Source organism: Arenibacter sp. 6A1 (genome assembly GCF_012272855.1).
GTDB lineage: Bacteria > Bacteroidota > Bacteroidia > Flavobacteriales > Flavobacteriaceae > Arenibacter.
This window is the reverse complement of sequence record NZ_JAAXCQ010000053.1, coordinates 1-1,040: the sequence shown is the minus strand read 5'-3', so window position 1 is coordinate 1,040 and position 1,040 is coordinate 1. Positions and strand designations below refer to the sequence as shown.

The following is a 1,040-nucleotide window of genomic DNA, read 5'->3' as shown; positions in this document are numbered from 1 at the left end:
GAAGTTATAGCACTTTTTCCTAGTAAGTATATCCATGTCGGAGGCGATGAAGCTCGGTACGATCGATGGGCAGAATGTGTACATTGCCAAAAACGAAAAGCAGCTCTTGGATTGGAGAAGGATGGAGATCTACAGGTGTATTTTACCAATCGCATTCAGAAAATACTAAAGAAAAGCGGAAAAACGATTGTTGGCTGGGACGAGATCATCGAAAGAGGGTTAGACGATAAGGCCGTGGGTATGGTTTGGCACAATAAGAAAAAGGCTATTTTGGGTACTCAGGCTGGACACGATATGGTGATGGCACTATCGAGTCATGCCTATTTTGATGTCGCCGAAAGCAGTATCCCAGGAGAGGTGAAAGCAGCTACCTGGTTATCTCCAATTAGTCTGGAAAAAGTATACGGGATGGACCCTATGGTAGAAGGACTGAAGGAGGAGTTCCAGTCTCAGGTTTTGGGAGTTCACGCTACCCTTTGGTCAGATCAGTTTATTCATGGCACCATTTTACAGGAAATACTGCCTATAAATGAAAACCGATCGGAGAAGTATTTTGATTACCTGACCTTTCCGAGGATGGCGGCTTTGGCAGAGGTTGGATGGACAGATAAAAACCTTAAGGACTGGTCCGATTTTGAGGAAAGAATGCGCCAGCACTACAATAGGTACGATGAAGCCGGTTATGGTTATAGAGTACCACAACCCAAACTGGTAGCGACAAAAGAAATTGATGGTAGCATAGAGGTGGCCTTAGAAAATGTTGTGAACAAGGGATATATTACTTACACGACAAATGGCCTTAAACCTAACACCTATGATCAGGTATATTCCAAGCCGGTATTAGTAGACAAACTATCCGATTTTAAGGCGATTACCGTAGTGAACCGTCATCAGTTCTCCCTACCATTGTACTTCCCGGAAAAGTACGAGCAGTATAAAAAATTCGGGACGCTGTTGGGCGAATGGAAACCAGCACTTATTAAAGGGGCAGAATTTGCAGCATTAGAATTGAATGCTACCGGTAAAATTGATGGTAATGG

1 protein-coding gene is annotated in these 1,040 nt (G+C 43.6%); it reads left to right on the top strand.

The annotated features are described in order from the left end of the window. Positions 1-1,040, top strand: a 1,040-nt coding sequence (locus HCG49_RS18395; protein WP_168470937.1) for a family 20 glycosylhydrolase, incomplete at both ends; no start/stop codon positions are given.